Annotated in this window: 27 protein-coding genes; 18 read left to right on the top strand and 9 right to left on the bottom strand. The window is 65.2% G+C overall.

Annotation, left to right across the window (positions count from 1 at the left end):
• The first annotated feature begins 306 nt into the window (after positions 1-306).
• Positions 307-1,707, top strand: coding sequence for a selenium-binding protein SBP56-related protein (locus P6U29_RS38985; RefSeq protein ID WP_407115397.1), 1,401 nt, complete (start codon positions 307-309; stop codon positions 1,705-1,707).
• Between the two features lie 83 nt (positions 1,708-1,790).
• Positions 1,791-2,384, top strand: coding sequence for a hypothetical protein (locus P6U29_RS38980; protein ID WP_407119553.1), 594 nt, complete (start codon positions 1,791-1,793; stop codon positions 2,382-2,384).
• 3 nt (positions 2,385-2,387) lie between these two features.
• Here the strand turns inward: P6U29_RS38980 and P6U29_RS38975 are convergent, their stop codons facing one another.
• Genes P6U29_RS38975 through P6U29_RS38965 form a run of 3 tightly spaced genes read right to left on the bottom strand, consistent with a single transcriptional unit; the run spans position 2,388 to position 4,966 of the window.
• On the bottom strand, positions 2,388-3,086 hold the full coding sequence (locus P6U29_RS38975; protein WP_407115396.1) for a DUF1045 domain-containing protein: 699 nt from the start codon (positions 3,084-3,086) through the stop codon (positions 2,388-2,390).
• 18 nt (positions 3,087-3,104) lie between these two features.
• Positions 3,105-4,298 carry an alpha-D-ribose 1-methylphosphonate 5-triphosphate diphosphatase gene (locus P6U29_RS38970; RefSeq protein ID WP_407115395.1) on the bottom strand — a complete coding sequence of 398 codons (1,194 nt, stop codon included), beginning with the start codon at positions 4,296-4,298 and terminating at the stop codon, positions 3,105-3,107.
• Positions 4,295-4,966 carry a chloramphenicol acetyltransferase gene (locus P6U29_RS38965; RefSeq protein WP_407115394.1) on the bottom strand — a complete coding sequence of 224 codons (672 nt, stop codon included), beginning with the start codon at positions 4,964-4,966 and terminating at the stop codon, positions 4,295-4,297. Before P6U29_RS38965 ends, P6U29_RS38970 begins: the two co-directional genes overlap by 4 nt.
• Positions 4,967-5,139: 173 nt before the next feature.
• Between P6U29_RS38965 and phnC the strand changes: the two genes are divergently transcribed.
• From phnC to phnE (P6U29_RS38945), 4 genes are all read left to right on the top strand, one after another.
• Entirely contained in the window at positions 5,140-5,949 is an 810-nt protein-coding gene (gene phnC / locus P6U29_RS38960) for a phosphonate ABC transporter ATP-binding protein (RefSeq protein ID WP_407115393.1), read from the top strand.
• Between the two features lie 60 nt (positions 5,950-6,009).
• Positions 6,010-6,945, top strand: coding sequence for a phosphonate ABC transporter substrate-binding protein (phnD, locus tag P6U29_RS38955; RefSeq protein WP_407115392.1), 936 nt, complete (start codon positions 6,010-6,012; stop codon positions 6,943-6,945).
• A 72-nt stretch (positions 6,946-7,017) separates the two neighbouring features.
• Positions 7,018-7,902, top strand: coding sequence for a phosphonate ABC transporter, permease protein PhnE (gene phnE, locus P6U29_RS38950; RefSeq protein WP_407115391.1), 885 nt, complete (start codon positions 7,018-7,020; stop codon positions 7,900-7,902).
• Positions 7,899-8,747: a phosphonate ABC transporter, permease protein PhnE gene (gene phnE, locus P6U29_RS38945; RefSeq protein WP_407115390.1), complete on the top strand. Its 849-nt coding sequence runs from the start codon at positions 7,899-7,901 to the stop codon at positions 8,745-8,747. The genes phnE (P6U29_RS38950) and phnE (P6U29_RS38945) overlap by 4 nt, the downstream gene beginning before the upstream one ends.
• Positions 8,748-8,872: 125 nt before the next feature.
• On the opposite strand, the gene phnF is transcribed toward phnE (P6U29_RS38945), so the two are convergent.
• Positions 8,873-9,601, bottom strand: coding sequence for a phosphonate metabolism transcriptional regulator PhnF (gene phnF, locus P6U29_RS38940; protein ID WP_407115389.1), 729 nt, complete (start codon positions 9,599-9,601; stop codon positions 8,873-8,875).
• Between the two features lie 106 nt (positions 9,602-9,707).
• On the opposite strand from phnF, the gene phnG reads away from it, so the two are divergent.
• The 9 genes from phnG to P6U29_RS38895 are packed head-to-tail and all read left to right on the top strand — an operon-like array spanning position 9,708 to position 16,681.
• Positions 9,708-10,172, top strand: coding sequence for a phosphonate C-P lyase system protein PhnG (gene phnG, locus P6U29_RS38935; RefSeq protein ID WP_407119552.1), 465 nt, complete (start codon positions 9,708-9,710; stop codon positions 10,170-10,172).
• A gap of 4 nt (positions 10,173-10,176) precedes the next feature.
• Complete coding sequence (gene phnH, locus P6U29_RS38930; RefSeq protein ID WP_407115388.1) at positions 10,177-10,785, top strand: phosphonate C-P lyase system protein PhnH; 609 nt, start codon at positions 10,177-10,179, stop codon at positions 10,783-10,785.
• A 4-nt stretch (positions 10,786-10,789) separates the two neighbouring features.
• Positions 10,790-11,887 carry a carbon-phosphorus lyase complex subunit PhnI gene (locus tag P6U29_RS38925; RefSeq protein WP_407115387.1) on the top strand — a complete coding sequence of 366 codons (1,098 nt, stop codon included), beginning with the start codon at positions 10,790-10,792 and terminating at the stop codon, positions 11,885-11,887.
• Positions 11,884-12,780, top strand: coding sequence for an alpha-D-ribose 1-methylphosphonate 5-phosphate C-P-lyase PhnJ (locus tag P6U29_RS38920; RefSeq protein WP_407115386.1), 897 nt, complete (start codon positions 11,884-11,886; stop codon positions 12,778-12,780). Before P6U29_RS38925 ends, P6U29_RS38920 begins: the two co-directional genes overlap by 4 nt.
• Positions 12,773-13,570 (top strand): phosphonate C-P lyase system protein PhnK, encoded by a 798-nt coding sequence (phnK, locus tag P6U29_RS38915; protein WP_407115385.1) that lies wholly within the window; start codon positions 12,773-12,775, stop codon positions 13,568-13,570. The genes P6U29_RS38920 and phnK overlap by 8 nt, the downstream gene beginning before the upstream one ends.
• Before the next feature lie 22 nt (positions 13,571-13,592).
• On the top strand, positions 13,593-14,291 hold the full coding sequence (gene phnL / locus P6U29_RS38910; protein ID WP_407115384.1) for a phosphonate C-P lyase system protein PhnL: 699 nt from the start codon (positions 13,593-13,595) through the stop codon (positions 14,289-14,291).
• A 12-nt stretch (positions 14,292-14,303) separates the two neighbouring features.
• Complete coding sequence (locus tag P6U29_RS38905) at positions 14,304-15,452, top strand: alpha-D-ribose 1-methylphosphonate 5-triphosphate diphosphatase (protein ID WP_407115383.1); 1,149 nt, start codon at positions 14,304-14,306, stop codon at positions 15,450-15,452.
• Complete coding sequence (gene phnN / locus P6U29_RS38900) at positions 15,449-16,045, top strand: phosphonate metabolism protein/1,5-bisphosphokinase (PRPP-forming) PhnN (RefSeq protein WP_407115382.1); 597 nt, start codon at positions 15,449-15,451, stop codon at positions 16,043-16,045. Before P6U29_RS38905 ends, phnN begins: the two co-directional genes overlap by 4 nt.
• A gap of 24 nt (positions 16,046-16,069) precedes the next feature.
• Positions 16,070-16,681 (top strand): pyridoxamine 5'-phosphate oxidase family protein, encoded by a 612-nt coding sequence (locus P6U29_RS38895; protein ID WP_407115381.1) that lies wholly within the window; start codon positions 16,070-16,072, stop codon positions 16,679-16,681.
• A 211-nt stretch (positions 16,682-16,892) separates the two neighbouring features.
• Here the strand turns inward: P6U29_RS38895 and P6U29_RS38890 are convergent, their stop codons facing one another.
• Complete coding sequence (locus tag P6U29_RS38890) at positions 16,893-17,624, bottom strand: SDR family NAD(P)-dependent oxidoreductase (protein WP_407115380.1); 732 nt, start codon at positions 17,622-17,624, stop codon at positions 16,893-16,895.
• A gap of 158 nt (positions 17,625-17,782) precedes the next feature.
• On the opposite strand from P6U29_RS38890, the gene P6U29_RS38885 reads away from it, so the two are divergent.
• From P6U29_RS38885 to P6U29_RS38875, 3 genes are read left to right on the top strand one after another with little or no spacing between them, the layout of a single operon-like run.
• Positions 17,783-17,956, top strand: coding sequence for a hypothetical protein (locus tag P6U29_RS38885; protein ID WP_407115379.1), 174 nt, complete (start codon positions 17,783-17,785; stop codon positions 17,954-17,956).
• A 59-nt stretch (positions 17,957-18,015) separates the two neighbouring features.
• The gene (locus P6U29_RS38880) at positions 18,016-18,237 is read left to right on the top strand and encodes a hypothetical protein (RefSeq protein ID WP_407115378.1); all 222 of its coding nucleotides are present in this window, start codon (positions 18,016-18,018) and stop codon (positions 18,235-18,237) included.
• A 21-nt stretch (positions 18,238-18,258) separates the two neighbouring features.
• A complete protein-coding gene (locus P6U29_RS38875) occupies positions 18,259-19,212 on the top strand; it encodes an aliphatic sulfonate ABC transporter substrate-binding protein (RefSeq protein ID WP_407115377.1) in 954 nt (317 codons plus the stop codon).
• Positions 19,213-19,218: 6 nt separating this feature from the next.
• Here P6U29_RS38875 and P6U29_RS38870 read toward each other — a convergent pair whose 3' ends face one another.
• The 4 genes from P6U29_RS38870 to P6U29_RS38855 form a co-directional block, all read right to left on the bottom strand.
• The gene (locus P6U29_RS38870) at positions 19,219-19,722 is read right to left on the bottom strand and encodes a DUF6496 domain-containing protein (RefSeq protein ID WP_407115376.1); all 504 of its coding nucleotides are present in this window, start codon (positions 19,720-19,722) and stop codon (positions 19,219-19,221) included.
• 68 nt (positions 19,723-19,790) lie between these two features.
• Positions 19,791-20,573, bottom strand: a complete 783-nt coding sequence (locus P6U29_RS38865; protein WP_407115375.1) for an alpha/beta fold hydrolase — start codon at positions 20,571-20,573, stop codon at positions 19,791-19,793.
• A 4-nt stretch (positions 20,574-20,577) separates the two neighbouring features.
• A complete protein-coding gene (locus P6U29_RS38860) occupies positions 20,578-21,873 on the bottom strand; it encodes an O-acetylhomoserine aminocarboxypropyltransferase (protein ID WP_407115374.1) in 1,296 nt (431 codons plus the stop codon).
• 146 nt (positions 21,874-22,019) lie between these two features.
• Positions 22,020-22,820 carry an IclR family transcriptional regulator gene (locus P6U29_RS38855; protein WP_407115373.1) on the bottom strand — a complete coding sequence of 267 codons (801 nt, stop codon included), beginning with the start codon at positions 22,818-22,820 and terminating at the stop codon, positions 22,020-22,022.
• Positions 22,821-22,956: the final 136 nt, after the last annotated feature.

Raw genomic sequence — 22,956 nt, 5'->3', positions numbered from 1 at the left:
CGCGAGGACAGTCTGGATCGCTTCGCTTCGCTCGCGATGGACGGCGTTTCCTGCAGCAATCCCGGCCCCCGTGCGCAATTGCGCACCAGGCCGGGACGATACCGAGCCGCATCCCGTCGGCTTCCATTCGGGTGAAGGCGTCGAATTAGCGCGGTCCGGACCGTTTCGCGCGACCCGGCGATGACATATTGTACGCCGGTCAACCGGGCCCTGCGGAGCAATCTCGAGACAGCGCGTAACACCTCTTCATTATGCCGTTATCCCGAGCCAGGTTGGCGCGAACCGACAGAACAGGGAGGCAGTGCCATGACGATGAGGCCGGATCCCACCTTTCACGCATCGCCCAAGCTTGCGATGGAAGCACCTGCGGAGAACTTTGCCTACACCTTGCTGCTCAGTCCGGATTTCTCAAAGCCGGATGCTCTCGCGGTCATCGACGCCAAGCCGGGATCGCCGACCTATAGCCAGATCGTCCACACCGTGACGATGCCCAACAAGGGCGATGAGTTTCATCATTTCGGCTGGAATGCGTGCTCCTCGGCCTTGTCGCCGCTCGCCGGACATGCCTTCATCGAGCGGCGCTATCTCATCATCCCCGGGCTGCGCTCGTCGCGGATCTACATCATCGATACCAAGCCCGATCCGACCAAAGCCAAGATCCACAAGATCATCGAACCGGAGGAAGTCTTCAAAAAGACCGGTTACTCGCGGCCGCACACCATCCATTGCGGGCCGGACGGCATTTACGTGAGCACGCTGGGCGGTGCCGGCGAGGACGGCACCAACGGTCCTCCCGGTGTCTTCATCATGGATTGCGAGACCTTCGAGGTCCTGGGACGATGGGAGATCGACCGCGGTCCGCAGACGCTGCATTATGATTTCTGGTGGAATCTGCCGCGCGACTACATGGTGTCGAGCGAATGGGCATTGCCGCCACAGTTCGAGAACGGGATCGTCCCGGAAGATCTGCTTGCGAACAAATATGGCCATCGTCTCCACTTCTGGGATCTTCGCGCCCGTCGCAATGTCCAGACCATCGACCTTGGCGCCAATCATCAGATGGCGCTGGAGGTACGACCGGCGCACGATCCGGTTCGCGAGTATGGTTTCGTCGGCGTCGTGGTCGACACCACCAACCTCGAAGCATCGATCTGGACCTGGTGGCGCGAAGGCGGGAAATTCCATGCGGAGAAGACGGCGACGATCCCGCCCGAGCCCGCGCCAAAGGATAAGCTCCCGCCGCTGCTGCAGGGATTTGGCGCCGTGCCGCCGCTGGTGACCGACATCGACCTGTCGATGGACGACCGGTTCCTCTATGTCTCGTGCTGGGGCACGGGTGAGATGCGCCAGTACGACGTCAGTGATCCGCACAAGCCGAAGCTTGCGGGCTCCGCCTACATCGGCGGCATCGCGCGCCGCACGCCTCATCCAAGCGGCAAGGCCTTTGCGGCAGGGCCGCAGATGGTCGAGATCAGCCGCGACGGCAAGCGCGTGTACTGGACCAATTCGCTCTATTCCACCTGGGACGACCAGTTCTATCCCGATGGGGTTCCGGGCGTGGAGGTCATGGCCAATGTCGGTCCCAACGGCGGCCTCGAGCTCGACAAGGACTATTTCGTGAGCTTCCCCGACGGATATCGTGCGCACCAGATCAGGCTCGAGGGCGGCGATTGTTCGACGGACTCCTTTTGCTATCCGTCGGTCTAGATTGGGGGCACGCGAGCCCGGCACTCGGCTGGCTGTGGCTCGCGCTTGTTGCGAGCGGTCTCTACCACGGGGTCAATCCGGGCATGGGATGGCCGCTCGCTGTTTCGGCCGGGCTCATGGACAAGAGCCCACGCGCGCTCTTTCGCGCGTTGTGGGCGCTGTCGGCCGGGCATCTCCTGGCAACATTCCTCGTGCTGCTGCCATTCGCGTTCCTGCTCGCGCTGGCGGAGTGGCAGCGTCCGGTCCAGCTTGTCGCGAGCCTTCTCGTCATTGGTTTCGGGGTCTATCGGTTGATTGTGCGGCGCCATCCCCGCGCGCTGGCACGAATTCCGCCGACGCAGTTGGTGCTGTGGTCGTTTGCGGTCGCCATTGCTCACGGCGCCGCCTTGATGCTCGTGCCGATCTATCTCGGGCTCTGCCAGGCCTTCGAGCTCGATGCCGGCCATCAGGCGGCGGGCACGCTGATGAAGGCAAGTGTCGGGATGGCGGTGCTGGTGTCCCTGGTGCACGTTGCCGCCATGGTCAGCGCCGGCGGATGTCTGGCCTGGCTGGTCTACCGTTATCTGGGATTGAGGTTCGTCTCGCGAAGCTGGTTCAATCTGGATGCCGTTTGGGCGACCAGTCTCGTTCTGGTCGGTGCGGTGGCGCTCGCCTTCAATCTTGCGAGCTGGCGCTGAGGTCTACCGTGCCAAAGTCCATTCGCCGATGATGCGGAATCTCACCTTTGCATCATCCTGCTTGAACAGCGCGATGCGATCGATCTCAAGCGCATCGAGCTTCAACGCCGCAAACCGCTCCCGCAGCATCTGCAGAATCGGCCCGCGCCGCTCCGCATCCAGCCGTCCCGTCAGCGTCATGTGGAAGCGGAATTCTTCCATCACGTAAGGATAGCCCCAGCGGTCGAGATAGTCGCGCTGTCGCTCACTGAGCTTTTCGGGCTTGCGCCGTGCGCGATCTTCCGCCGTCAGCGGCGCACGGAAAGCGTCGAAATCGCGGACGCTGTCGGCGGCTAGCCCCTGAAGCGCTTCGACCGGCTCGGCCGGAATGACGGCGATGAAGCCGCTGATGGCATCGACGACGGGGCGGATCACTGGAAGCGGCCGCGCCCTGCCGGCGAAGGCCGCACAGGTGGCCATCAGCTCGGCTTCGGTCTTGTCTGATGCCAGCGCCATGGGCGCCTTCAGCGTGGCGTGAAAGCCGTATTTGCGGGGATCGGCGCTGATATCGCGCCAATCCGGCGCAATTTGCAGCGCCTCTCGCGGAAACGGCACCTCGTCGCCGGTGTGGGCGTCGTAGCCGAGCAGCGCGGCGCCGAAGCGGGAGAGAACGCTGTCGGCGCCGGCGGCAAAATAGATCGCGTAGCGGGGAAAACCTGTCATTGCCTCAGCATAGCCGATTCACGCTGCGGCGACAGCTTCGCGCGGCGCGGCCATCGTTGCGAGCAGCCGCGTCGCATCGGTGAGATGCACGAGCTTTCCACCTGATATCACCGCGATGAGCCGCGGCCGCAATGGCACGCTGTCGTCGACCAGCAGAATATCGGCGCGGCGTCCTTGCGCGAGCTGGCCGCGATCGGAAAGGCCAGTCGCGCGTGCCGGGCCGGCCGAGACCAGATCCCAGGCCTTGGTCAGCGGCAGCACGCCGTCGACGGCGAGGCGGAATGCAGCGAGCAGCTGTGCGGGATAGTAGTAATCCGACGCCAGCACCGAGCAGAGGCCCTTGGCGATCATGTCGGATGCTTTGGTCCAGCCAGTGTGGCTGCCGCCGCGCACGACGTTCGGCGCGCCATAGACGATGGCATCGCCGTGGCTGGCTGCCGCCCGCGCCGTCTCCTCGTTGATCGGAAACTCCGCGATGTCAGCGCCGAGCGCGCGAAACGCCTGCCGCATCGCCGGCGTTGCGTCATCGTGCGAGAGCATCCGCACCCCGGCCGTGCGGGCAGAAGCGGCCAGGCGCGACACCGAAGCCGGCACCTTGTCGGCGCGCGAGATCACGCGCTCGACCAGCCGGTCGAATTCTTCGCTCGAAAGCCCCGTGCGTTCCACCATACGGTTGCGCTTGCGCGGCTTGGCCATATCGGCGACAGTGCCGTCCATGTGGTCGTTGAAGGCGAACAGGTCGACGCGGCCTTCCGCGAGCCACTGGCTGATCTCGGCCTCGGCGTCGAGATTGTAGGTCTCGTGGCGCAGATGGAAGCGCGTGTCGGCGGCGAATTGCGGACGCTGCCGCTCGATCGCTTCCATCAGGCCGCGCGCATTGTCGGCGCTGCGCAGGCCCGGCTCCCACGAGCAGGTCGTGGCGTGAAACACGGTGGTGATGCCGTTGCTGATCGCCTGGCGGTCGCTGTCGGCGAGCGCGACGTCGATCGGGAAATCGACGCCGGCACGCGGCATCATCTGCCGCTCGAAGGCATCGCCATGCAGATCGACGATGCCGGGCAGCACCAGCAGGTCGCGGGCATCGAGCGCCAGCCGCGCACGGCCGCGAGAGGCATCGACCTCTGCAATGTCCGTACCGGACACGAGAAGAGAGGTTTCGACGAGCTCGGCGCCGATCAGGGCCCGGCCGCCTTCAAGGAATATGTCTGTCACGCGACTGCGCTTCGTTTGCTGGCAGGAGAATTGGTGAGAGAGCTCGCCCGTGCTTCGTACGTCGAAAGAAAATCTTCAATCCCGAGCTTGCGGAAATCGGGCAGCGCCTCGCGCAATTTGTCGTGATCCCAGTCCCACCAGGCGAGCTTCGCGAGGCGCCCGGCGATCTCCTCCGAGAACCGCCGCCGCACGATCCGGGCCGGATTGCCGGCGACGATGGTGTAGGCCGGCACGTCCTTGGTGACGATGGCGCCGGCAGCGATCACCGCGCCGGTGCCGATGTTGCGGCCCGGCAGCACGATCGCGCCATGACCGATCCAGACATCGTGCCCGATATGGACATGATGCTGGCGCCGCCAGTCGAAGAACGCGGCATCGTCGCTCTCGCCTTCAAAGTAGGCGCTGGAGCGGTAGGTGAAATGCGCCTGCGTCGCGCGATGCATCGGATGATTGCCCGGATTGATGCGCGTCATCGCGGCGATCGAGCAGAATTTTCCGATCGTGGTGTAGGTGATCTGCGAATCGTTCACGACATAGGAGTAATCGCCCATCGCCACTTCATGCAGGATCGTGCGCGCGCCGACCTCGGTATAGGCACCGAGCCGGGTCTCGTGCAGTTCGGCCGAGGGATCGATGGTCGGCTGAACCGAAAGGGCTTTGGCGGCCATGTTGCATCCGATGTGCGAGGGCGGGCGTTTCTCTTCGAGTGGCTTGATGACGATGTCATGACGCCGAGATGACAGGGGATGAGGTGTGTAGGATCGCCGCACCGCAATGCGCGTGTCACACAAGTGTTAAGCGTGAGCGTTAGCGGTTGGCTCCAGCTACTCTGGAGCCCTGCATGCTGGTGGTGGATGGTCTGACGTGCCGCTTCGGCGCAAAAGCCGCGGTCGACGACGCTTCGTTCCAAGTTTCGCCCGGCGGCTTCGTCGGTGTGATCGGGCGATCCGGCGCCGGCAAGTCGACATTGCTGCGGACCATCAACCGCCTTGTGACGCCGACCGGGGGCCGCATCCTGTTCGACGGCGTCGACGTCACCTTGCTGCGCGGCAATGAGCTGCGGCAGTGGCGCGCCCGCTCGGCGATGATCTTCCAGCAGTTTAACCTGGTCGGCCGGCTCGACGTGCTCACCAACGTCCTGATGGGGCGGCTTGCGACGATGCCCGCCTGGCGCTCGCTGTCGCAAGTGTGGCCCGAGCAGGACAAGGCGCTGGCGATGTCGGCGCTCGAGCAGTTCGACATCGCTTCGCTCGCCGCCCAGCGCGCCGATCAGCTCTCCGGCGGTCAGCAGCAGCGCGTCGCGATCGCCCGCGCGCTGGTGCAGCAGCCCGACATCATCCTCGCCGACGAGCCGATCGCCTCGCTCGATCCGCGCAACACCAAGATCGTCATGGATGCGCTGCTGCGCATCAACAAGCATTTCGGCATCACCGTGCTCTGCAATCTGCATTCGCTCGATCTGGCGCGGACCTATTGCGACCGCCTGATCGGCATGGCCGCGGGCCGCGTGGTGTTCGACGGCGCGCCGTCCGCGCTGACCGACCACGTCGCGCGCGAGCTTTATGATCTCGAAGCCACCGACGTCATGGGCGGCATGCCCGTGCCGGCGCCCGAGGGCGTTCCGGCGCTCGGGACGGCCGCGGCGGCCTGAGCCTCGCCTGTTTAGTTCAAGTCTTTGCGTCAACCGACCTCAACCGATGAAGAGGGTACCATGATCACTCGCAGATTAATCCTCGCCGGCGCCGCCGCGCTCGCGTTCACGGCCTCCGCCTCGGCGGACGACTGGAAGGCCAAATATCCCGAGCTGACCTTCGCCGTCGTGCCGGCCGAGAACGCCTCCGGTGTCACCGAGCGTTGGTCCCCGTTCGTGGACTATCTCTCGAAGCAGCTCGGCGTGAAGGTCACGCTGCGCATCGCCAATGACTACGCCGCCGTCATCGAAGGCCAGCGCGCCGGCAACATCCACATCGCCAGCTACGGCTCGGCCTCGTTCGCTCGGGCCCGCCTGACCGGCGTCAAGACCGACGCCTTCGCCAACGACATCAACGCCGACGGTTCGACCGGCTATTACTCGGTGTTCTTCGTCAAGGCGAGCAGCCCCTACAAGAAGGTCGATGATCTCAAGGGCAAGAACCTCGGCCTGGTCGACCCGAACTCGACCTCCGGCAACAATGTGCCGCGCTTCGAGCTCGACAAGATGGGCATCCCGGATGCCGACGGCTATTTCGGCAAGGTCGTCTTCACCGGCAGCCATGAGAACGCGATGCTGGCGCTGGCGCAGGGCACGGTCGACGTCGCGGCCAACCAGTGGACCAGCGACGACGATTCCACGCTGGCGCAGATGCTGACCAAGGGCATGCTGAAGAACGCCGACGGCTCGGCGATGAAGAAGGACGATTTCCGCATCATTCACAAGTCGGCGCCGATCATCAACGGTCCCTATGCCTACAATTCCGACCTGCCTGATGACGCCAAGGCGGCCATCGCAAAGGCGTTTTTCGATGCGCCGGCCAAGGACAAGGCCGCGTTCGATCGCCTGTCGGACGGTCAGAAGAAGGGCTTTCATCCCGCCACCACCAAGGATTGGGATGGCACGATCGAGCTGATCAAGTTCGTCGATGCGCTGCGTAAAAAGAAGGCGTCCTGAGTTTTCGGGACGATGCACTCGAGCCGGGTCCTCAGGACCCGGCTCTTTCTTTGACGGGACCTGTTTCGACCGATGACGACAGCGGTTTCGATCCTCCCCGAGCAGCAGCTGGCCGCGCTCAACGCCGCCTATCGCCAGGCGGTCTCGCGCAGGCGGCTCCGTCTCCTGTTGGGAGCTGCGATCTTTGCCGCAGCGCTGGTGCTCGCCGCGATCGGCGCCGAAGTGAATTTGCGCACGCTGTTCACCTATTTCGGCAACTTCGTCAGCTATTTCGACCGCATCCTCACGCTCGACAGCGGCCAGCGGGTCTGGACCGACGTCGGCGAGTGGCTCTGGGGCTGGCGTAAATGGCTGAAGATGCTGGGCGAGACGCTGCTGATCAGCTATGTCGGCACGTTGATCGGCGCGACCTTCGCTTTCGCCCTCAACTTCTTCGCGGCCGAGAACACCTCGCCCGCGCCCTGGCTGCGCTTCGTCGTGCGGCGGCTGCTCGAATTCGCCCGCACCGTCCCCGGCATCGTGTTCGCGCTGGTCTTCGTCATCGCCTTCGGGCTCGGACCGATGGCCGGTGTGCTCGCGATTGCGATTCACTCCACCGGCGCGCTCGGCAAGCTGTTCTCGGAAATCGTCGAGAACGCCGACATGAAGCCGGTCGAGGGCATCCGCTCGACCGGCGCGAGCTGGCTCTCCTGCATGCGTTTTGCGATCGTGCCGCAGGTGACCGCGGGCTATGCCAGCTATGCGCTGCTGCGCTTCGAGATCAATGTCCGCGAAGCTTCCGTGATGGGCTTTGTCGGCGCTGGCGGCATCGGCCAGGAGCTCGTCGTCGCCATCCGCAAGTTCTACTATTCGGACGTCAGCGCCATCCTGCTCACCATCGTCGTCACCATCTTCATCATCGACATCACCACCGGCTGGCTGCGCGGCCACCTGTTCGGAAAGGAGGCGCGGACGTGACGAGGCCGCAGGAAGTCAACACGCGAGAGATCCGCGCGCGCTATCCCGAAATGTTCGACCGGCCGGCCTCGGCGCGGCTCGCGACGCCCGCGATGATCGTCGCGGCTTTCGCGATCCTCACTTACGGCCTCGTCGATCTCGATTTCTCGCCATCGCGCTTCTTCGCCGGGCTCAGCCAGCTCGGCTGGATCAGCCTAATGATGATCCCGCCGGATCCCGGCTCCTCGCTGCCGGTCTATCTGAAGGCACTGGGCGAGACGCTGTCGATCGCGCTGCTCGGTACTACGCTGGCCGCTGTCTTCGCGCTTCCAATAAGTCTGCTCGCGGCGCGCAACATCGTGCCGTCGAACATCCTGCGCTTTCCCGTCCGCCGCTTCCTCGATTCGATCCGCGGCGTCGACACACTGATCTGGGCGCTGGTGTGGATCAACGTGGTCGGGCTCGGCCCGTTCGCCGGCGTGCTCGCGATCGCCGTGTCGGATTTCGGTGCCTTCGGCAAACTGTTTTCGGAGGCGATCGAGGGCGCTGACCAGAAGCAGGTCGAAGGCATCCGCGCTTCCGGCGGCAGCGCGCTGCACGAGATTCGCTTCGGCCTGTTGCCGCAGGTCCTGCCCGTGATCGCCGGCCAGGTGCTCTATTTCATCGAATCCAACACCCGCTCGGCCACCATCATCGGCATCGTCGGCGCCGGCGGCATCGGCCTCCAGCTCGCCGAGCAGATTCGCGTGCTGGAGTGGCAGAAAGTGTCGTTCCTGATCCTGATGATCCTGGTTGCCGTCGCCGCGATCGATTTCATCTCGGGCAAGCTGCGCTTTGCGATTATTGGAAGGCGTGCCGTCGCCTGAGCAACGGTGCCGTAGGGTGGGCAAAGCGCAGCGTGCCCACCACTTCTGATGATCGAGAAAGATCGTGGGCACGGCGCAAGTGCGCCTTTGCCCACCCTACGGCACCGGCTTTGTGGAGGGAGGCTCTACGACTCCACCAGAAACTCCACCCGCTCCGCCGCAAAGCGCGAGTGCTTGGTCACCAGCGGCTTGCCGTCGAGATCCTGGTCGGTCGCATCCACCACCAGGATCGGCCGCCCCAGCGCGAGATCGAGCCGTGCGGCGTCGGTCGCGTCGACAATGCCTGCGGTGATTCGGGTCGCGCCACGGCGATAATCGCGCACGCCATAATGCGCGAGCAGTTTCGTCATCGAGCGCGTCGCCGCGAACACGGCGCCCGCATCCGGAAACAGGTCCGCCGAGAGCCAGGTCGTGGAGACGCAGATCGGCGTGCGGTCGGCGAGGCGGATCGCCTCGATCCGCACCAACGGCGCGCCGGTCTTCAATCCCAGCTCCCGCGCGAGCTCGCGCGTCGCGACATCATCGGTCGCCTCGATCAGCCGGCCATACGGCTCGCGACCGCCCGCGCCGACGATCTCGGAGAAGCGCGTGCGCGAGCGCAAGGGATAGGCGAGCTTCTGTGCCTCGACATAGGTACCGCTGCCGCGCTCGGCGCGAACCAGGCCGCGCTCGGCAAGGGCCGCCAGCGCGCGACGCACGGTGTGACGGTTGACGCGATAGGTTTCTGCGATCTCCATCTCGCCCGGCAGCTTGTCGCCGGCGGCAAAGCGGCCGTCGGCAATGCCGCGCTCGATGCCGTCGGCAACGAGGCGCCACAGTGCGACGCCCGAGGAGGCTGTGTCCTGCATGCTCATGTCGCGGGAAACCTACTCCAGAAATCACATCATTGTCACGAAACAGTCATGGCGCTTCCGTATGAAGTTGTCTATTACCATAGACAACTTCGATGCGGCAAGTTCGGTGAACCAGGTGACGCAGCACAACAACCAGCAAGCCCAGCGCAAGGCCGCGATGGCCGTGCTGGCGCACGCGGAGGCGGGCGAGATCGCCGCTCGCCTCCGCGATCTTACTCTGCCGGCTCATCAAGATTTGCGCGCGCCGGAGAACGGCCTGGTGATGCTGCGCGGCCGGGTCGGCGGCGACGGCGCGCCGTTCAATCTCGGCGAAGCCACGGTGTCGCGCGCGGCGGTGCGGCTTGCGAGCGGCGAGGTCGGGTTGGGATACACGCTTGGCCGTGACGGCGAGAAGGCGCGGCTGATCGCGCTATGCGATGCGCTGGTCCAGTCTCGCGATTTCGGCGGGCTCGTCGAGCGTAGCGTTATCGCGCCCTTGCGCGAGCAGCTGATGATCAAGCGCAAGCGGGCGGCGGAAGAGACCGCCGCGACGAAGGTTGATTTCTACACCATGGTGCGCGGTGAGGGATGAGATCATGACCACAATTGCGGAACTGCCGCCGGGTTTCGCCGACAAGGTGCTGTCGGCGCAATCGACCTTTCGCTCGGTCATGGACGCGATGGCGCGTCCGGGCTCGGTCCAGCAAATCGTGCCGATGGTCGGCGCGCCGGGGCCGATGATGCGCGGCACCGCCGCGATCGCGCTGACGCTGTTCGACCACGATACGCCCCTCTGGCTCGACGCGCCCTTTGCGGAAAGTTCCGATGTGGTGAAATGGCTCAAGTTTCATACCGGTGCGCCGGTCGTGCAGGACTGCTCGATCGCGAGTTTTGCGCTGATCTGTGACGGCAATGCGCTGCCTTCGCTCGAGCGCTTCGCGCTTGGCACGAGCGAATATCCCGATCGTTCGACCACAGTGATCATTCAGACCGACAGCCTGACTTCCGGGCGCAGCTTCGAGCTGCGCGGCCCCGGCATCGACGGGGTCGCGACGCTGCAGGCGTCGATCAAGCCTTTTGACCTGTTCGAGCGGTTGCATATGAACGAAGCGCTGTTTCCGCGCGGCATCGATGTGGTGCTGGTCGCCGACGACGCCGTGGTCGCGATCCCCCGCACCACGCGGGTCGTGAGCAAGGGAAGCTAGAAGCATGTATGTCGCAGTCAAAGGCGGCGAACGCGCCATCGAGAATGCCCATCGTCTGCTCGCACATAAGCGGCGCGGCGATCAAAGTGTTACGGAAATCTCGCTCGACCAGATCTCGGAGCAGCTTGGCCTTGCCGTCGACCGTGTCATGAGCGAAGGCTCGCTCTATGACCGCGAGCTCGCGGCGCTCGCGATCAAGCAGGCGCGCGGCGATTTGATCGAGGCGATCTTCCTGGTCCGCGCCTTCCGCGCCACCTTGCCGCGCTTCGGCGCCAGCGAGCCGGTCGACACCGGCGCGATGCGGGTGCAGCGGCGGGTGTCCGCGACCTTCAAGGACATTCCAGGCGGACAGATCCTCGGGCCGACCTTCGACTATACGCACCGCCTGCTCGATCCCTCGCTTGCGGAAGGCGTCGTGCCGGAGGTTCCGTCGACGGCCGAAACGTCCACGGCGCCAACGCCGCGCGTGACCGATATTCTGGGACGCGACGGGCTGATCGAATCATCGCCGCAGGCCGAGGATGGCGCCAGCGTCGGCGATCTCACCCGCGAGCCGCTGAATTTTCCGGCCGATCGCGACCTGCGCCTGCAAAACCTCGCGCGCGGTGACGAAGGCTTTCTCCTCGCGATGGGCTATTCCACCCAGCGCGGCTACGGCCGCAACCATCCCTTCGTCGGCGAGATCCGCTTTGGCGAGGTCGAGGTCGAATTTTTCGCCGAAGACGTCGGCTTCGCCGTGCCGCTCGGCGCGATCGAGCTCACCGAGTGCCAGATGGTCAACCAGTTCAAGGGCTCGGCGACGGAAGCGCCGTGCTTCACCCGCGGCTACGGCCTCGCCTTCGGCCAGAGCGAGCGCAAGACCATGTCGATGGCGCTGGTCGATCGTGCGTTGCGTGCCCGCGAGCTCGGCGAGGAGGCACTCGCCCCGGCGCAGGACGAGGAATTCGTGATGTCGCATTCGGACAACGTCCAGGCCACCGGATTCGTCGAGCATCTGAAGCTGCCGCACTATGTCGACTTCCAGTCCGAGCTCGGCCTCTTGCGCAAGCTGCGCCAGGAGCTCGCCGAGACGCCCGATGCCATGAAGGAGGCCGCGGAATGAACGCGCCCGCCTACAATTTCGCCTATCTCGACGAGCAGACCAAGCGGATGATCCGCCGCGCGATCCTGAAAGCCATTGCCATTCCTGGCTACCAGGTGCCGTTCGCCAGCCGCGAAATGCCGATGCCCTATGGCTGGGGCACCGGCGGCGTGCAGGTCACGGCCGCGATCCTTGGACCCCAGGACGTGCTGAAGGTGATCGACCAGGGCTCCGACGACACCACCAACGCGATCTCGATCCGAAAGTTCTTCGCCAAGACCGCCGGCGTTGCGACGACGACGGCAACGGACGAAGCAACAGTGATCCAGACCCGTCACCGCATCCCGGAGACGGCGCTGCACGAGAATCAGGTGCTGGTCTATCAGGTCCCGATCCCAGAGCCCCTACGTTTCCTTGAACCGCGCGAGACCGAGACGCGGCGCATGCATGCGCTCGCCGAATACGGCCTGATGCATGTGAAGCTCTACGAGGACATCGCCCGCTTCGGCCACATCGCGACCGCCTACGCCTATCCGGTAAAGGTGAACGCGCGCTACGTGATGGACCCGTCGCCGACGCCGAAATTCGACAATCCCAAGATGGACAATTGCCCGGCGCTGCAATTGTTCGGCGCCGGCCGCGAGAAGCGCATCTATGCGATTCCACCCTACACCCAGGTGGTCTCGCTCGATTTCGAGGATCACCCGTTCGAGCCCTATCGCTTCAACGCGCCCTGCGCGCTCTGTGGCGCGGAAAATTCCTACCTCGACGAGATCGTCACCGACGACAAGGGCGGGCGCATGTTCGTCTGCTCGGACACCGACTATTGCGAGGGACGTCAGGCCGCCGGCCATCACGGCAGCCTCAGTGCCGCGCCGTACAAGGAGAAGGCGCAGGAGGCCTCGAATGGCTGATCAAAATCTGGTCGAGAACGACGAGCCGCTGCTGATCGCAAGATCCCTCAGTAAGTCCTTTGGCCGCATCACCGCCTGCCGCGATGTATCGTTCTCGCTCTATCCCGGCGAGGTGCTGGCGATCGTCGGCGAATCCGGCTCGGGCAAGTCGACGCTGCTGCAAATGCTGTCAGGCCAGCTCGCGCCGAGTGCCGGTCATGTGTCCTACCGGATGCGCGACGGCGTCACCCGCGATCTCGCCACCCTTGGCGAAGCCGAGCGCCGCTTCCTGTTCCGCACCGACTGGGGTTTCGTGCATCAGGATCCCGCGCAGGGCCTGCGCATGGCGGTCTCGGCCGGCGCCAATGTCGGCGAGCGGCTGATGGCGGTGGGCCGGAATCACTACGGCCGCATCCGCGACACCGCGTCAGACTGGCTCACCCGCGTCGAGATCGACGTCGCGCGCATCGACGATGCACCGCGCACCTTTTCCGGCGGCATGCGCCAGCGGCTCCAGATCGCCCGCAACCTCGTCACCGAGCCGCGGCTGGTGTTCATGGACGAGCCGACCGGCGGACTTGACGTATCGGTACAGGCGCGCCTGCTCGATCTCTTGCGCGGCCTCGTCGCCGAGCTGAACCTCGCCGTTATCATCGTCACCCACGATCTCGCGGTGGCGCGCCTCTTGTCGCACCGCGTGATGGTGATGAAAGGCGGCCGCGTCATCGAGACCGGTCTCACCGACCAGGTGCTCGACGACCCGCGCGAGCCCTATACCCAGCTACTCGTCTCCTCGATCCTGCCGCCATGAACTTTGCAATATGAGTTTTCCAATGACCGCCATGATCGACATCACTGACGCCGGCAAGACCTTTACGATGCACCTGCAGGGCGGCATCGAGCTGCCGGTCGTGCGCGGGGTGACCTTCCAGGTCAATCCAGGCGAGTGCGTCGTGCTGTCGGGGCCATCGGGCGCCGGCAAGTCGTCGATCCTGAAGATGATCTTCGGCAATTATCGCTGCGATAGCGGCCGGATCGGCATCCGCCATCGCGGCGCTGTGGTCGATCTCGCCACCGCCGAGCCGCGGCAGGTCCTCAACATCCGCCGCTCCACCATCGGCTATGTCAGCCAGTTCCTGCGCGCCGTGCCGCGGGTTGCGACCATCGACGTCGTCGCCGAGCCGCTGATCGTGAACGGCATGAGCCGGGCCGATGCGCAGGCGCGCGCCGGCGCGCTGCTGCATCATCTCAACATCCCCGAGCGTCTCTGGCAGCTGCCGCCCGCGACCTTCTCCGGCGGCGAGCAGCAGCGCGTGAACATCGCGCGCGGCTTCATCTCGGATCTGCCGATCCTGCTGCTGGACGAGCCGACCGCCTCGCTCGATGCGGCCAATCGCGCCGTGGTGGTCGAGCTGGTCGCTGAAAAGAAACGTCAGGGCGTCGCCATGGTCGCCATTGTCCATGACGACGAAATCCGTCATCTGATTGCCGACCGCATCGTCGACGTCACCAGCTTTGCCGCCGCGGCCTGAAGGAATGGGGAAATGAAGAAGGAATCCGTGATCGCCAATGCCAGGATCGTGCTGGCTGACCGGGTGATCGAGCAGGGCTGGCTCGCGCTTGCCGACGGACGCATTGCGGAGATCGGCGAGGGCAGGGCGCCCGCGGGCGCCGAGGATGCCGGCGGCGATTTGATCATGCCCGGCCTCATCGAGCTCCACACCGACCATCTCGAAGCGCATTACGTGCCGCGGCCAAAAGTGTTCTGGAACCCGGTCGCCGCCGTCATCTCCTATGACGGCCAGCTCGCCACCTCGGGCATCACCACCGTGTTCGATTCACTCCGGGTCTGGCGCGAGGACGGCGCCGAGGAAGTCGATGGCCGCGCCGGCGTGCTCGCCGCCGCGATCACTACCGCGCGCGAGGCCAGCCTGCTGCGCGCCGATCACTTCCTGCATCTGCGCTGCGAGATCCCGATGCCGAGCGTCGTCGAGGAAGCCAAGGAGCTGATCGACCGTCCCGACGTCAAGCTGATGTCGCTGATGGACCACACGCCCGGCCAACGCCAGTTCCGCGACGAGGTCAAGCTGCGCGACTATTACCGCGGCAAGGGCGGCGGCAAGACCGATGCCGAGCTCGACGAATTGTTCGCAAAGCGCTTCGAATATCAGAGGCTCTATGCCGCGGCGAACATGCGTGAGATCGTGGCGCTGGCGCATCAGTACAACATTCCGCTGGCGAGCCACGACGACACCACCGAGGAGAATGTCGCGGACGCCGTGCGGGATCGCGTCTCGGTCGCGGAATTCCCGACCACGCTGGAGGCCGCGCGCGGCCTGCACCAGGCCGGCATCGACATCCTCATGGGCGCGCCCAACGTGGTGCGCGGCGGCTCGCACTCCGGCAACATCGCCGCGGTCGATCTCGCGCGCGAGGGCTTGCTCGACATCCTGTCGTCGGACTACATCCCGTCGAGCCTTTTGATGGCCGCGCTGCAATTGCCCGAGCATGTGCCCGCAATCAGCCTTCCGGCCGCGGTTCGCACCGTGACCAAGGCGCCGGCAGAGGCGGTCGGCCTCGCCGACCGCGGCGAGGTCGCGCCCGGCAAGCGTGCCGATTTGATCCGCGTGCATGTCGCAGGCCACGTTCCCGTCGTCCGCAGCGTCTGGCGCGAAGGAAAACGCGTCGCATGAGCGAGATGGTCACCACGGCGCATGACGAGGCGGGTGCGATCGGCCCCGGCCGGCTCGTGCTCGTGGTCGGCCCCAGCGGCGCCGGTAAGGATACGCTGCTGCGGCTGGCGCAAGCGGCCTGCATAGACGATCCCGAGATCGTCTTCCCGCGCCGTATCGTGACGCGCGCATCCTCCGCCGATGAGGACAACATCGCGGTGAGCCAAGACGAGTTCCAACGCGCGCGAGAGCATGGCGACTTCGCCGTGCATTGGGAGGCGCATGGACATTCCTATGCGCTGCCGCTCGAAATCAACGACGACATCCGCGCGGGCCGCGCGGTCGTCGTCAACGTCTCACGCACCGTGATCGCCGCGTTACGTCAAGCCTATGCCAATGTCGTGGCGGTCACGATCACGGCGCCGCCTGATGTGCTGGCGCAGCGGCTTGCCGCGCGCGCCCGGCACAGCGACGGCAACATCACGGAACGACTGTCGCGCAGCGTCGACGATTCGTCGGCGCAGGCCGATGTCACCATCCTCAACGCGGGCAGCGCGGAGTATCACAGCCGCCAGCTCGTGCGGGTGATCAGGAATGAAGGCTGGCACGAATAGCTGGCGTAACAAGGAGAGTGTGGAATGACGGTGATTGAAACGGTCGAACAGTTAGAAGCCATTTACGGCGCCACCAACGACGCCTCGACCGTGAAAGTCGCCGATCATGTCACGCCGCTCTACCGCATCTTCATCGAGAGGGCGCCGTTCGCCGCGCTCGCCACCATTGGCCCGGAGGGCATCGATTGCTCGCCGCGCGGCGACGTGCCCGGCTTCGTCCGCATTCACGATCCCAAGACGCTGATGCTGCCGGACCGTCGCGGCAACAACCGGGTCGATTCCCTGCGCAACATCGTGCGCGATCCCAGGGTGTCGCTGATGTTCCTGATCCCCGGCTCCGGTAACGCCGTCCGCGCCAACGGCCGCGCGCATCTGTCGATCAATCCGGAGTTGCTGGCCTCGTTCAAGGTCGAGGGCAAGGCGCCGCGCAGCGTCATGGTGATGAACGTGGAGGAAATCTACTTCCAATGCGCCCGCGCCATCGTCCGCTCCGATCTCTGGAATCCCGACAAGCGCGTCGATCCGAAGACCCTGCCGACGCCAGGACAGATCCTCGCAGAGATGAGCCAGAACAAGATCGGCGGCGCGGAGTACGACCGCATCTGGCCCCAGCGCGCTGCCGCGACGATGTGGTGAGAGTCCCGGCTCTCTCGTCTCCTCGCCCCGCTCTCTTGTCCGCCGAAGCCCGCCTTCGGGCGAAGGCGGATGCGGGGAGAGGGCGGGGTGAGGGGCTGCTTCCGCACGTGAGATCGTTGTGGGACCTGTATCCCCTCACCCGGATTGCATCTTGGATGCAATCCGACCCCTCCCCGCAAGCGGGGAGGGGTGAAGGAAGCGCCATTCCGCTTCAATTGAACGCCATCCCACCGCTCAGCGCGACCGTCTGCCCGGTCATGTAGGCGTTGTCCACCAGCAGCATCACCGCTTTCGCCACTTCCTCCGCCGTGCCGAAGCGGCCGAGGGGGATGCGGTTGACGAGGTCGGGTTGGCCGCTCATCATGTCGGTCTCGATCAGCGAGGGCGCCACCGCATTGACGGTGATGCCTTCCTTCACCAGCCGCGCCGCATAGCCTCGCGTGAGACCCTCCATGCCGGCCTTGGATGCATTGTAATGCGGGCCGATCGAGCCGGCGCCGCGCGCTGCGCCCGAGGAGATGTTGACGATACGGCCCCATTTCCGCGCGCGCATCGAAGGCAGCACCGCCTGCGTGCACAGAAAGGCCGATTTCAGATTGACCAGGATGGTGCGGTCGAAATCGTCCTCGGTGAGATCGTCGACGCCGCGCGCGATGGCGATGCCGGCATTGTTGACGAGGATGTCGATCGGGCCCAGCCCAGCCGTGACGCGCTCGACCATTCCGGCCACGGCCTCGCGCTGCGAGACGTCGGCGGCGACGACGATGGCGCGGCCGCCCTGCTTGCCGATCTCGCCCGCCAGTTGCTCGGCCTCGCCAATTCTTTCGCGGCAGTTGATCGCCACCCCCGCACCTGCTTCGGCCAGCGCACGGCAGACGGCAGCGCCAATTCCGCGCGAGCCGCCGGTGACGAGCGCCGTGCGCCTCTTCAGAGCATCCGCCATGCCTGGAACCTCCCAATCAATCCGCCTTGTCATGCATCGATCGTATCATGCTTGCAGCTTGCGCGCGTTGAACTCATCGCGAGATGAATCCGTCTGCCAGTGCTTGCGGCGGGAGAAGCGCCCGCGCGCGGCGGTCGCAAATATGGATAGCCATTTCATTGACCAATCGCGCCAACCGCTTGATATTCAGAGCATCAAAACTGCTCCTCGAGCCCAAGCCGCACCATGACAACCGATCGCCAGCGCAATCAGAACGACATGCAAGCATGCATGCCGCGGCGCTGCTTCTCGGCGGCGACGGGCGCCTGTTGTTGTCGCTGACCGCCTCCTAGCAGCACCTCACACTGAAAATTCGTAGACAGGAACGCCGAATTCCGGCGAACGAGCAGTCATGTCCCAAGCCCAGTCCAACGCCTACATCATCGAAATCCACGACCGCGCCGCCGGCATCATCACAAGGGATCAGCGCGGCTTCCGCTTCTTCTCCTCCGAGCGCCTGTTCGACAGCCTCGAAGGGCGCCAGTTCCGTTCGGCGCGCGAGGTCGAGCGCGCCGCCCGTGCCGTATTCTCCGAGCGTAGCCGTCGCGCGAGCTCGCAACTCTTCGCCAACTGATCCCATCGAAAGGACCATGTTATGATCACCCGACGACACATTCTGGCAGCGACGCTCCTGATTGCGACGGCCCTTGCGACCCCTGCGCGCGCCGAGGAGAAGCCGGCGGAAATCCGCATCGGCACGCAGAAGGGCGGCTTCTTTCCTGCGGTACGTCAGCGTCAGACGCTCGAGCGCGCCTTCAAGCCGCTCGGCATCGAGATCAAGTGGGTCGATTTCCAGTTCGGACCGCCGCTGCTGGAGGCCATCAATGTCGGCAGCGTCGATTTCGGCTATGTCGGCGACTCCCCGCCCATCTTTGCACAGGCCGGCGACGCCAAGATCCGCTATGTCGCCGCGGTGAAATCCGAAGGCAATACCCAGGCGATCATCGTGCCGAAGGACTCGCCGATCAAGACGCTTGGCGATCTCAAGGGCAAGCGCGTCGCCTTCGGCAAGGGATCGAGCGCGCATAATCTCCTGGTCGCGGCACTCGAAAAGGCCGGCCTGTCCTGGTCGGACATCACGCCGGCACCGCTCGGGCCGGCGGATGCGACGGCCGCCTTCGTCAAGGGCTCGGTCGATGCCTGGTCGATCTGGGATCCTTATCTCGCGCTCGCCGAATTGAAGGAGAACGCACGCGTCATCGCTTTCGACAAGGACGTCCACAAGCCGAACGCCTTCTACATCGCAGGCGCCGATTTCGTGGACAAGTATCCCGCGCTGATTGCGAAGCTCAACACGACCTTCGCGTCCGAAGGCGTCTGGGCGGACTCGCACCATGAAGATGTGGCGAAAGCGCAAGCCGATGCGACCGGCGTCGACATCGAGGCTGTCAGGCGCTTCGTCGACCGTTCCAACTATCGCGTGGTGCCGCTCGATGCCGAGGTGGTCAGGAGCCAACAGGCGGTAGCCGATCGTTTCGCAAAGCTCGGCCTGATCCCGAAGCCCGTCCACGTCTCCGACATCGTCTGGAAGTGGACGCCGGGCTCCTGATCTTTATCAACGCCGCCGACGCGCCCTGGTGCGCGCCGCCTTCTTTGCGGCGGCGGAGCGGACCTTGGCGCCTTTGGTGTGGCTCGCTTTCCGCGCGGCGGCCGAACGCGAGGCGGCGCTCCGGCTCTTTGCGGCGCGCTTGCCCTGCTTCGACAGTGCGCCGCGCGAGGCAGTCGAGCGCGGCTCCTTCTTCAGGACGTTCTCGACGGCACGCGAGACGCGCGGCCGCCGCTTCGGAGTGCGCTTGCCCTGACCGACCTCATAGGCATATTTGGCGCTGCGGCGTGTCGCCTTCTTGGTGCGCCCTTTGCGCGGCGGCGGCAGATCGACGCCCGCGCGCCGCGCTTCGGACAGGCCGATCGCGATGGCCTGCTTGGTCGAGCGCGCGCCGTGCTTGCCCTTGCGAATTTTGTCGATCTCGTCCTTGACGAATTCGCCGGCCTGCGTGCTGGCCGACTTGCCGGCTTGCTTGTCCCGCCTGGCTTTGCGAATGACTTCTTGTCTTGGCATGGTCGAGTTCCCCTTCGTGATTGGCAGGGATATCTGACGCAACGCGCAAGAGAGAAGATCGATCCGTTTTAGTTCCTCAGGGCGGCCAGCAACTCATCCGGTCGCTCGGCCATGATCATGTGGCCGGCGCCGGGCACCACGACGGTCTTTGCGTGCGGGATCGCGGCGGCGAGCGCCTTGCCCGCCTTGGCCGGTGTCATCATGTCCCGCTCGCCAAGAATGAGCGTCGCCGGCACCTTCACGCTTGCGGCAGCGGTCAGCGCATTGGCGTAGGCATTGCAGGCCGACAGATCCTTGAAAAGGACGCCCGGCTCGCAAGCCCTCAGCACCGCCTGCGCACCGCCATGCATCCACAGACCCGGCGCGAGGCTGCCGCCGAGCTCGGCCCTGAAGCCGAGGCCCCAGATCGCGACCATGTCGTTTGCATCCTGCGAGTTGGCCTCGGCGGCTTTCAAGAGATCCGGCCCGACCGTCATGGTCGCGGCGGTGCCGATCAGGCTCAGCGCCGAGACCTTGTCCGGATGCCGCGCGGCGGTCTCCAGCGAGATCAGCGAGCCCATGGAATGGCCGATCAGATGCGCCCTCGCGGCTCCCGCGGCATCGAGCAGCGCCGCCGTCCAGTCGGCCATCTCAGCGATGCTGCCAAGCGAAGGTCCGGCCGAGCGGCCGTGGCCGGGCAGGTCGGGCGCGAGAACGGAAAAGCCATGATGGGCGAACCAGCGCGTATGCAGCGCCCAGGTCGAATGATCGAAGCCGGCACCATGGATGAAGACCACGGCGGGCAGGGACTTGTCGAAATCGCGGCCGCCGGTTGCGACGAATACATCAGCGCCGTTGACGGAAAGCTTCATGATGTCAGGCCTTTTGCGAGATGCGCAGCGCTTGGTTGAGGTCGTCGATGATGTCGCTTGCCGTCTCGATACCGACTGAGAGGCGCACCAGCTCCTCGCCGATGCCGGCGGCCTTGAGCTGCTCGGCGTCCATCTGCTGATGCGTGGTCGAGGCAGGGTGGATCACCAGCGTCTTGGCATCGCCGACATTGGCGAGATGGCTGATCATGCGCAGCGATTCGATGAATTTGCGCCCGGCGGGTCGCCCGCCCTTGATGCCGAACGAGACGATCGAGCCGGCGCCGCGCGGTAGCAGCGTCTTAGCAAGCTGATAGTCCGGGTGGTTCTCCAGCGAGGGGTGCAGCACCCAGTCGACGGCCTTGTTGACCTTCAGCGCGTCCAGCACGGCGTGCGTGTTCTGCATGTGGCGGTCCATGCGTACACCGAGCGTCTCGACGCCCTGCAAGAGCTGGAACGCATTGGTCGGCGACAGGCAGGCGCCGAAATCGCGCAGGCCCTCGGTGCGGGCGCGCATGATGAAGGCGGCGGTGCCGAATTGCTCGTCGAAGACGATGCCGTGATAACCGCCATAGGGCTCAGTCAGCACGCCGAACTTGCCCGATGCGCGCCAGTCGAACCGGCCGCCGTCGATGATGGCGCCGCCGATTGCGATGCCGTGGCCGCCGATCCATTTGGTCGCCGAATGCATCACGACGTCCGCGCCAAGCTCGATCGGACGGCTGAGATAGGGCGTGGCAAAGGTGTTGTCGATCAGCAGCGGGATTTTTGCATCATGCGCGATCGCCGCGACCTTGGGGATGTCGAGCACCTCGAGCCCGGGATTTCCGATGGTCTCGCCGATCACGAGCTTCGTGTTCGGCCTGATCGCCGCGCGGAACGCGTCGAGATCGCGCGGCTTTACAAACGTGGTGGTGATGCCGAAGCGCGGCAGCGTGTGTGCCAGGAGATTGATGGTGCCGCCATAGAGCGAGCTCGACGCCACGATGTGGTCGCCGGCGCTCAGCAGCGTCGCGATGGCAAGATGCATCGCCGCCTGGCCGCTCGCCGTGCAGATCGCGCCGACGCCGCCCTCGAGCGCGGCAAGCCGCTCCTCCAGCACGCCGGTGGTCGGGTTGGAGATGCGGGTATAGATGTGGCCGGCGCGCTCCAGGTTGAACAGCGCCGCGGCGTGGTCGGAATCCTGGAACACGTAGGACGTGGTCTGGTAGATCGGCACCGCGCGGGCGCCGGTCACGGGATCCGGATGCTGGCCCGCATGCAGGCTCAGGGTCTCGAAGGCAGGCGGTTTTGGCGCGGGCATGCGTGGCCTCGTTGGTCAGTCGGCGATGGCGGCCGTTGTGCCATAAAAGGGCGCGCGAAGTCAGCCATTGACAGCGCCGCAGCGGTAGTGCGCCCCCTCGCCCCGCTTGCGGGGAGAGGCGAAGAAGCGCCGTCCGCGTGTCCCGCTCAGCCGCCGATCGCCTGCTCAATAATTCGCGCCTCCCGCAGCAGGATTTCCGCGACTTCCTGCTCGCGGCGGGGGCCAAGCCTCGTGCGAACGGCGGAGACGGTCATCGCCGCGGCGGGCTGTCCGTCCGGAGTCTTGATCCAGGTCGAGATCGATTTCGTCCCCTGCACCAGGCCAATCTCCCTCTTGCCGTAGCCCAACCGTCGCGCGGCGGTGACCTCGCCGAGCACCGTCGCGACGTCGGTCTTGTAGGCCTCGAACCGCTTCTCGTTCGCCGCGACGATCTTGCGCGCCTCCTGCGCCGGCATTGCGGCGAGGATGGCGACGCCGGCGCTGGAGACGCCGAGCGGCCGGCGCGCGCCGATCTCGATCGACAGCACCTGGATCGGATAAACGCCGATCCGGCGATCGACGCAGAGCGTGTCGTTCCCGGTGCGCACCGTCAGGAATAGCGTGTCGCCGATCTCCGCAGACGCGCGCTGCAGCGACGGATTTGCGGCGACCAGCAGCCGCGAGGGCCGCGGCCGTGCCAGCGCCAGCTCCGGCACCTGGTTGCCGATCGCGTAGCGGCCGCTCCTGCCATGCCGCTCGACGATGCCTTCCTCGATCAGCACGTGGACGATGCGATGCACGGTCGGGCGGGTGAGGCCCGTCGCCCGGATCACCTCGGCCAAGGGCACACCCTCCTCGCGACCTGCGGCAAGGATGCGCAGCACCGCGAGCGCGCGCCGGATCGCCTGCGCGCCCTGTCGCGGTTCCACGGTGCTGCGGACGGATTTCACTGATCGCCCCTTGTCCATAATATGGACAAGAACGCCACAATTCACTCGACAGGGCAAGCGCGCATCTGAAGATTGCGCTCCGATCGGAATGCCTTGAGATCTGTCTTGCACGACATCAAAGCATTCGACGTGAGTTGGAAGCGCCGCCGGGAGG

The sequence above is a fragment of the Bradyrhizobium sp. LMG 9283 genome (assembly GCF_045571415.1).
In the GTDB taxonomy this organism is placed as follows: Bacteria; Pseudomonadota; Alphaproteobacteria; order Rhizobiales; family Xanthobacteraceae; genus Bradyrhizobium.
This window is presented reverse-complemented; position numbering and strand designations above follow the sequence as displayed.

Bases quoted from the DNA above. Each gene is read 5' to 3' on its own strand.
- P6U29_RS38975 (WP_407115396.1), bottom strand. From the start codon at position 3,086: ATGACAGGTTTTCCCCGCTACGCGATCTATTTTGCCGCCGGCGCCGAC.
- P6U29_RS38965 (WP_407115394.1), bottom strand. From the start codon at position 4,966: ATGGCCGCCAAAGCCCTTTCGGTTCAGCCGACCATCGATCCCTCGGCC.
- P6U29_RS38855 (WP_407115373.1), bottom strand. From the start codon at position 22,820: ATGGACAAGGGGCGATCAGTGAAATCCGTCCGCAGCACCGTGGAACCG.
- P6U29_RS38985 (WP_407115397.1), top strand. From the start codon at position 307: ATGACGATGAGGCCGGATCCCACCTTTCACGCATCGCCCAAGCTTGCG.
- P6U29_RS38895 (WP_407115381.1), top strand. From the start codon at position 16,070: ATGACGGTGATTGAAACGGTCGAACAGTTAGAAGCCATTTACGGCGCC.
- P6U29_RS38890 (WP_407115380.1), bottom strand. From the start codon at position 17,624: ATGGCGGATGCTCTGAAGAGGCGCACGGCGCTCGTCACCGGCGGCTCG.
- P6U29_RS38875 (WP_407115377.1), top strand. From the start codon at position 18,259: ATGATCACCCGACGACACATTCTGGCAGCGACGCTCCTGATTGCGACG.
- P6U29_RS38880 (WP_407115378.1), top strand. From the start codon at position 18,016: ATGTCCCAAGCCCAGTCCAACGCCTACATCATCGAAATCCACGACCGC.
- phnC (WP_407115393.1), top strand. From the start codon at position 5,140: ATGCTGGTGGTGGATGGTCTGACGTGCCGCTTCGGCGCAAAAGCCGCG.
- phnL (WP_407115384.1), top strand. From the start codon at position 13,593: ATGACCGCCATGATCGACATCACTGACGCCGGCAAGACCTTTACGATG.
- P6U29_RS38865 (WP_407115375.1), bottom strand. From the start codon at position 20,573: ATGAAGCTTTCCGTCAACGGCGCTGATGTATTCGTCGCAACCGGCGGC.
- P6U29_RS38980 (WP_407119553.1), top strand. From the start codon at position 1,791: ATGGGATGGCCGCTCGCTGTTTCGGCCGGGCTCATGGACAAGAGCCCA.
- phnE (WP_407115391.1), top strand. From the start codon at position 7,018: ATGACGACAGCGGTTTCGATCCTCCCCGAGCAGCAGCTGGCCGCGCTC.
- P6U29_RS38920 (WP_407115386.1), top strand. From the start codon at position 11,884: ATGAACGCGCCCGCCTACAATTTCGCCTATCTCGACGAGCAGACCAAG.
- phnD (WP_407115392.1), top strand. From the start codon at position 6,010: ATGATCACTCGCAGATTAATCCTCGCCGGCGCCGCCGCGCTCGCGTTC.
- P6U29_RS38870 (WP_407115376.1), bottom strand. From the start codon at position 19,722: ATGCCAAGACAAGAAGTCATTCGCAAAGCCAGGCGGGACAAGCAAGCC.
- P6U29_RS38925 (WP_407115387.1), top strand. From the start codon at position 10,790: ATGTATGTCGCAGTCAAAGGCGGCGAACGCGCCATCGAGAATGCCCAT.
- phnH (WP_407115388.1), top strand. From the start codon at position 10,177: ATGACCACAATTGCGGAACTGCCGCCGGGTTTCGCCGACAAGGTGCTG.
- phnK (WP_407115385.1), top strand. From the start codon at position 12,773: ATGGCTGATCAAAATCTGGTCGAGAACGACGAGCCGCTGCTGATCGCA.
- phnN (WP_407115382.1), top strand. From the start codon at position 15,449: ATGAGCGAGATGGTCACCACGGCGCATGACGAGGCGGGTGCGATCGGC.
- P6U29_RS38905 (WP_407115383.1), top strand. From the start codon at position 14,304: ATGAAGAAGGAATCCGTGATCGCCAATGCCAGGATCGTGCTGGCTGAC.
- P6U29_RS38860 (WP_407115374.1), bottom strand. From the start codon at position 21,873: ATGCCCGCGCCAAAACCGCCTGCCTTCGAGACCCTGAGCCTGCATGCG.
- phnF (WP_407115389.1), bottom strand. From the start codon at position 9,601: ATGAGCATGCAGGACACAGCCTCCTCGGGCGTCGCACTGTGGCGCCTC.